We start from the raw sequence: 6,609 nt of genomic DNA, 5'->3' as shown, positions 1-6,609 counted from the left end.
GGAATTACGATCTCCGCATGCGTGAAGCGCAGCTTCGCGGCGCGTGTCAGGTCGCCGCGCGCGATCGAATCGACTTCGCCGAAGAAGTCGTCCTGCAGCACCTTCGCCATCCGGTACGTCACCGGGTTCGCTTCCTGGATGCCGGGCCCCTTCTGGTAGTAGTCCTCGGCATCCTGGAGGTACGCGAGATACTGCGCCTGCTCCGCGCCGATGTACTTCTCCATCGTCACGCCGCCGGTTTCCGCGGTCATGGCCGGCGCGACCTGCAGCAGGTTGTACAGCACGTTCACCGCATCGACGGCCGTCGCGATCTTCGTCTTGCCGTCGCCCTTCAGCGTGTTGGTGAACTTGCCGTCCGTCGACGTGAACGCATAGGTGCCGGTGTTCGCGAACGTGTAGCCGTCGGAGCCGAGCTTCGCGATGAAGGCCGGCGACACGAGCGCGGCCAGCACCGTTTGCGCGACGTCGGCCGCCTGCGGTGCGGCCTTGATCGCCTTCAGCTTAGCGGCCACCGTCGCGTCGTTTGCATAGGTCTGGTACGCCTGGCTCGCCTGATAGGTCGCGTAGTACGGATCGCTCGTGTCGGTCACGAGATCGGTGGCCGGCTTCAGCGAGTGGAAATACAGCAGGAAGCGGTTGATGCCGGCCGGCTGTGCGACCGGTGCGCTCGCCGGATAGCCGGCCGGCGCGGCCGGCAGCGTGATGGCCGGCGCCAGTGCCGGCTGCGCGGCAACCAATGCCGCCGAGAAATACGTCGAACTGTCGACCGCGCGATCCTGGCCCGAGTTGACGACGACCACCTGCCGGTTGCCCGTCGCAAACAGCGCGGGCAACCGCTGCGCGAGACGCGCGGCGAGTTGCTGATGTTCGCGGATGCCGGTTTGCGTGAGGTTGCCGTACCCGGGTGTCGAAATGCCCTGCACGCCATAACCGAGCAGCGCATTGGCCTTCATCATCGCGTACGTGTCGGCCTTGAGCTGCGCGCCGAGCGCGGTCAATGCGCCGTCGGCCTCGGCCTTGACCAGCATCGCGTAGATCGCGCCGTCGTACTTGAAGCCCGACAGCCCGCGTGAGCCGTGACGGGCGACGAGTTCGGTATAGACCGGTGCGTAGCCGGCCGGCGGCGCTTCGTACGTTGCCGCGTCCTGCTGCGGGCGGTACGGCGTCTTCGTCTGGTAGTAGGTCGCGGGTGTCGGAGCCGGCGTGGGCTGAGGTTGCGGTTGCGGCGCGGGCGTCGTGCCGTTGTTGTCGGCCGACGTGGCGGGCTGCGTCGAGTCATCCCCGCCGCAAGCAGCGAGCAACAGGCCGGCAATCGTGAGGGCGGCGGCGGTGCGGGTCGGGCGTGTCATCGTGGCGGGCAACGGACGGGACGATGCGCATGTGCGTCGTCCCGTCTCCGGGGGAATGTGGTCGAGCCCCGAAGTGTTGCAAGCGACTTTGACAGCAGAATGTCAGGATGCGGTCGGACAATCGTCGGATGGCCGCCGAGTCGACGATGACGGCTGGCCGCTGCCAGCCCGTGTGCTGGCGTTCAGTGCAGCCCGGCCGATGCGATCGAGCGCACCGTATCTGTGATGTTCACGCAGCGCGACAGGCCGAAATGCTCGGCTTCGCGGCGTTCCGGTTCGCTGCTCGCGATCCCGACCGCGCGCTCCGGCGGTACGCCGAGCGCTTGCAGCGCGACATCGAACGGATGCTGATTCGATCCGGAGTTCTGTTGATCCGAATCCGTGACGACGACCGAGAAGCGGTCGAGGTTCGCGCGGCCGAACTGGCCTTCGAACATGTCGCTGAGCCGAGCGGCCGGCAGCGTCGTGACGAGACCGAGCCGATAGCCTTCTTCCGATGCCCGGTCCAGCCACTGGATGATCGCGTCGCGTTGATGGCGCGATTCGCGTGAATCCGGTGTGGCTTCGATCTGCGCGAATGCTGCGTCGAGACGGGTGACGATGGCTTCGATGACCACGGTGATTCCTTTTCAGAAACGTGATGATCCGTTCGCCGACGGGAATGCCACACACCTTAGCGTCGATCCGGAAAACGCGACTAATTAATATTTTTCGTCGACTCATACGATTTGGCTAATGAATGGGGTGGCAAGCCAGCGCGGGCGCGGAATGCGGGTCGCGCGGCATGTCCCGCATGAATTGCATCGTATCGATCGCGTTCAACGTGATGCACCAGCGTGGCGCGCAGTGTGAATGCATCGAGTCTATGCATATGGAAAAACGGCATATCGAGCGATGCCCGCCCGATATGCCGCGTCGTGATGCTGCGCGCGAACAACTGCGATCAATGCAGCTTGATCGACGGCTGGTGACGGCTTTGCAGCCAGTGGCTCAGCGACTGGAACAGCGCGCGCTTCATGCCGACCACGCTGAACAGGTGCTTGCGATACAGGAACTTGTACAGCCCGATCGCCGCCAGCCCGTCGACGATCAGCGAGCGCGAGCGCCCGCCGATGTCCGCCTGGTACACGGCGCCCGCATGCCCGAGCGACACGACGGTGCCCGCATCGCGGAACGTGAAGCCGGCCACCGGCTTGCCGGCGACGCGCCGCGCGAATGCGTTGACCAGATACACCGCCTGCTGATGAGCGACCTGCGCGCGCGGCGGCAGAAACCCGCCTGCACCGGCCGACGGGCACGCGGCGCAGTCGCCGAACGCATACACGTGCGGATCGTCGGGGGTCTGCAGCGTGTCGGTCACGATCACCTGGTTCGACCGGTTGAGCGCGATGTCGCCGATGCTCCGCAGCATCGCGGGGCCCGCGACGCCGGCCGCCCAGATCGTGATGTCGCTCGCGAGCCGTTCGCCGGTCGCGGTCGTCACGGCATCCGCGCCGACTTCCGCCACGCGCGTCTCGGTCAGCACGTCGACGTTCAGCGCGCGCAGCTGCGCGTGCATCTTGCCGGACAGCCGTTCGTCGAGCGCCGGCAGGATGCGCGGGCCGCCTTCGATCAGCCGGATGTGCACGTCACGCGCGGACACCAGCGCCTTGAAGCGGTACGTCGTCAGTTGCTGAACTGCATGGCGCAGCGCGGCGGCCAGCTCGACGCCCGTCGCGCCCGCACCGATCACGTTGATGCAGATCGGCGCCGCGCGCCGCGCGGGCTGCTGCTCGGCCAGGTGATTCGCCTTCGTGCACGCAGCCAGGAACTTGCGGCGGAAATCCTCGGCCTGATCGAGGTTTTCGAGCGGCAGTGCATGACGCTCGGCGCCCGGCACGTTGAAGAAGTTCGTCACGCTGCCGACTGCCAGCACCAGATCGTCATAGTCGAGCGTGCGCTGCGGCAGGATTTCCGTGCCGTCCGCATCCTGCACGGCCGCGATCGTCGCCGTGCGCGCCGCGCGGTCGACCTGCTGCAGCGCGCCCTGCACGAAGCGGAAGCCGTGGCGCTTCGCCTGTGCCGCGTATTCGATCGTGTGGGAGGCCGGATCGCGATGGCCCGATGCGGCTTCGTGCAGCAGCGGCTTCCAGAAGTGCGTTGGATAGCGGTCGACGAGCACGACGTCGGCCTGCCCGCGGCGCCCGACCGTATCGCCGAGGCGCGTCGCGAGCTGCAGGCCGCCGGCGCCGCCGCCGACGATCACGATGCGCGGCAGGCGCGGTGCGCGGTCCGTTGCAAGGGTGGGCGTGGTGTTGTCCATGTTGGGCTCCCGCTGAATGACGATTCGGATGACATTGCTCAAGAACCGACGATATAGTTTCGAACCCACTCGAACAATTTAATGTTTATAAGCGACTCATATGTATTCACTTATAGGAAAGACCGCGACGTTCCGGCAGTTGAAGGCGCTGGACATGATTGCGCGGCTCGGCAGCGTGTCGCGCGCGGCCGAGGAGCTGAACCTGACGCAGCCGGCCGTGTCGCTGCAGGTTCGCCTGCTCGAGGAGGCCGTGGGCGCCGCGTTGCTGCAGCGGGTGGGGCGTGGCGTGCAACTGACCGCGGCCGGCGAGATCGTGGCGCGCTACGCGCGCGAGATCCTGCATCTATGGAGCGAGGCCGGCGACGAAGTGGCCGCGTTGACGGGCGATCTCGGCGGCACGCTGCGGATCGGCGCGATCACGACGGCCGAATACCTGATCCCGCCGCTGCTCGTCAAATTCACCGCGACGCGCCCGCACGTGAAGACCTATTTCAAGGTCGGCAACCGCGACGACATCATCCGCATGCTCGCGACGCATGAAATCGATCTCGCGGTGATGGGCAGCGCGCCGAAGGAACTGCGCACGCACGCGGTGGAGTTCGCGAAGCATCCGATGGTGTTCGTCGCGGCGCCCGGCCATCCACTGATGCAGCGCAAACGCGTCGCACTAAAGGATCTCGAATCCGCGCACCTGCTCGTGCGCGAACGCGGCGCGGGCACGCGCTCGACCGTCGAGAGCCTGTTCAAGAACGCGGGCCACCGCTTTCATGTGGGCTCCGAACTGTCGAGCAACGAGGCGATCAAGCAGATGGCCGAAGCCGGGCTCGGCGTCGCGTTCCTGTCGTTGCACGCGTGTGCGCTCGAACTGCGCACGGGGCTGCTCGGGCAACTGCCGTTTCCCGGCAATCCGATCGAGCGCGAATGGTACGTGGTCACGCTCGCCGACCGGCGGATCTCGCAGGTGACGGGGCTGTTCCGCGACTTCCTGATCAAGCAGGGCGCGCCGGTGATCGACGGCGCGACGGTGGCGCCGCACGAGCGGCGGCGCAAGTAGGCGGCGTGTCGACCGGCCGGTCAGACGAGCCCGAAGTCGTCGTTGCTGTCGGGAATCGACGCGAGCAGCCGTTCGAGCCGGTACCAGCCGACGATGCGCAGGCCCCACGCGGCGATGGCGGTGCGTGTGTTGCGGGCGTTGGGGCCGGATGAAGGACGGGCGGCGGACGGCGAGCGTGCGATGAACGCCGCGCGCTGCGGGCAGGAATGGGGCATGACGGGCTCCGTAGGTGTCGGATGAGGCGATCGTAAGCGCTGCGGCACCCGCCGGCGCGCACGCAAGGATCGTCCCGAGCAGAAACGGATGATCTTTTTCTGTTCGATTCAGCGGCGGCCGCGCAGGGCCGGCACGCCGGCCCGAAACGCGTCACAATGCGCGTTCGGCACCTGATCTGGTGGAGACCATCAATGAGCGATCCGATTCTTGCCGCGCCGGCGGACAACGGCGTCCCGGTCAGCCTGCGCTCCAGCCGCGGGCTGGGCTGGCGTGGCTTCGGCGCGTCGCTGCTGGAGATTCGCGCGGGGACGTACCGGATTCCGGCGGCCGAGCATCACCGGATCGGCGTGCATATCGGCGCGCCGGTGCGCGCGGATTGCGTGTGCGACGGCGAGCGCGTGTCGCGCATCCAGGCGCACGGCGACGTCGACGTGATTCCGGCTGGCCTGCCCGGCCAATGGACCGACAGCGCCGATTGCCGGATTCTGCATATCGCGCTCAGCGACACCTTCGTGCGGCGCACCGTCGAACAGCTCGAACTGAAGCCGTCGCACGCGCAGATCCGCCGGCGGCTACAGGTGCGCGACCCGCGGCTGCAGCACATCGCGTGGGCGATGGCCGCCGAACTCGAAGCGGAAGACGCATCGGACCCGCTCTACGCGGAGAGCCTGTGCACGGCGCTCGTCGCGCGGCTGGTCGACGGCCAGCCCGTGTTTCGCGAACGCCGGCGCACGCTGGCGCCGAAGGCGGCGGCGCGCGTGATCGACTATGTCGAGGCGAATCTCGACCGGCGCATGACGCTGGCCGAGCTCGCGGCGCTCGTGTCGATCAGCGTGCCGCATTTCAAGGTGCTGTTCCGCGAAACGCTCGGGATGCCCGTGCACCAGTACGTCGTGCGGCGCCGGGTGGAGCGCGCGAAGACGCTGCTGCTCGAAGGCCGGCTCAGCATCAGCCAGATCGCGCTGGAGGCCGGGTTTGCGCATCAGAGCCACATGGCGAACTGGATGAATCGCGTGCTCGGTGCGACGCCGACGGAGATTGCGCGGTCGGGCGTGCGGGGCGGGTTGCGGCTGGCGTATGACGGTGAGGATGGCGGGAAAGACGCATAACGCAACAGCGGTACACGGACGTTGCGTTTGATCCGAGGGCAATCGTCCAACAGGTCGTTGGACAATTGTCGCGCTCGTCTTCTCCGGTTTTGACGCGCTTGCATCGGAGCGCATGCATGGTTGGCGTACTCAGCACGTCATCCTTTCCTGCTCGATTCATCCCTCCGTGCGCGCCTTCCGGGCCGCGCAACCCGACAATCACAGCACCTTCATCCCTCAGGAGCGAATCGTGTTCGTGATCTTCGGAGCATCCGGCAACGTCGGCTTGTCGACCGTGACGACCTTGCGCAACGCAGGCCATTCCGTGCGCGCGGTGCTGCGCGACGCGCGCCATCGTGAACGTTTCATGCAGCTCGGCTGCGATGTTGCGATCGCGGACCTGACGGATGCGAACGCGATCGCCGCGGCGATCGACGGCGCGCAGGCGGTGCAGATACTGTGCCCGGTGCCGGCTGCCGACCCCGATCCGGCCGCGACGATGACGCGGACGATCGACGCAGCGACTGCCGCGCTCGCCGCGAATCCGCCGCCGGCGCTGCTCGCGTTGTCGGATTACGGCGCGGAGCTTGAAGGCAATAC

At 67.0% G+C, this 6,609-nt stretch carries 7 protein-coding genes; 3 read left to right on the top strand and 4 right to left on the bottom strand.

Going from position 1 to position 6,609, the window contains the following annotated elements:
- The 3 genes from JMF90_RS18190 to JMF90_RS18180 all read right to left on the bottom strand — a co-directional run.
- The coding region (locus tag JMF90_RS18190) for a histidine-type phosphatase (protein ID WP_201325288.1) at positions 1-1,349 on the bottom strand (1,349 nt) is incomplete at its 3' end.
- A 182-nt stretch (positions 1,350-1,531) separates the two neighbouring features.
- Entirely contained in the window at positions 1,532-1,966 is a 435-nt protein-coding gene (locus JMF90_RS18185) for a hypothetical protein (protein WP_011548614.1), read from the bottom strand.
- Between the two features lie 326 nt (positions 1,967-2,292).
- Positions 2,293-3,651 (bottom strand): NAD(P)/FAD-dependent oxidoreductase, encoded by a 1,359-nt coding sequence (locus JMF90_RS18180; protein WP_011548613.1) that lies wholly within the window; start codon positions 3,649-3,651, stop codon positions 2,293-2,295.
- 100 nt (positions 3,652-3,751) lie between these two features.
- Here JMF90_RS18180 and JMF90_RS18175 point away from each other — a divergent pair, with 100 nt between their 5' ends.
- Positions 3,752-4,705: a LysR family transcriptional regulator gene (locus tag JMF90_RS18175; RefSeq protein ID WP_006480013.1), complete on the top strand. Its 954-nt coding sequence runs from the start codon at positions 3,752-3,754 to the stop codon at positions 4,703-4,705.
- 20 nt (positions 4,706-4,725) lie between these two features.
- On the opposite strand, the gene JMF90_RS18170 is transcribed toward JMF90_RS18175, so the two are convergent.
- Complete coding sequence (locus JMF90_RS18170; protein WP_041489438.1) at positions 4,726-4,920, bottom strand: hypothetical protein; 195 nt, start codon at positions 4,918-4,920, stop codon at positions 4,726-4,728.
- A gap of 192 nt (positions 4,921-5,112) precedes the next feature.
- On the opposite strand from JMF90_RS18170, the gene JMF90_RS18165 reads away from it, so the two are divergent.
- Positions 5,113-6,030, top strand: a complete 918-nt coding sequence (locus JMF90_RS18165) for an AraC family transcriptional regulator (RefSeq protein ID WP_011548611.1) — start codon at positions 5,113-5,115, stop codon at positions 6,028-6,030.
- Between the two features lie 229 nt (positions 6,031-6,259).
- Positions 6,260-6,609 (top strand): NAD(P)H-binding protein (locus tag JMF90_RS18160; protein WP_201325287.1); only part of this gene is annotated, 350 nt, incomplete at its 3' end.

Origin of the sequence: Burkholderia sp. E168m23 (genome assembly GCF_016586125.1) — a bacterium.
Taxonomy (GTDB): Bacteria; Pseudomonadota; Gammaproteobacteria; order Burkholderiales; family Burkholderiaceae; genus Burkholderia; species Burkholderia orbicola.
Note: the sequence above shows the minus strand (reverse complement) of the source record. Positions and strands in the feature narration are given on the sequence as shown.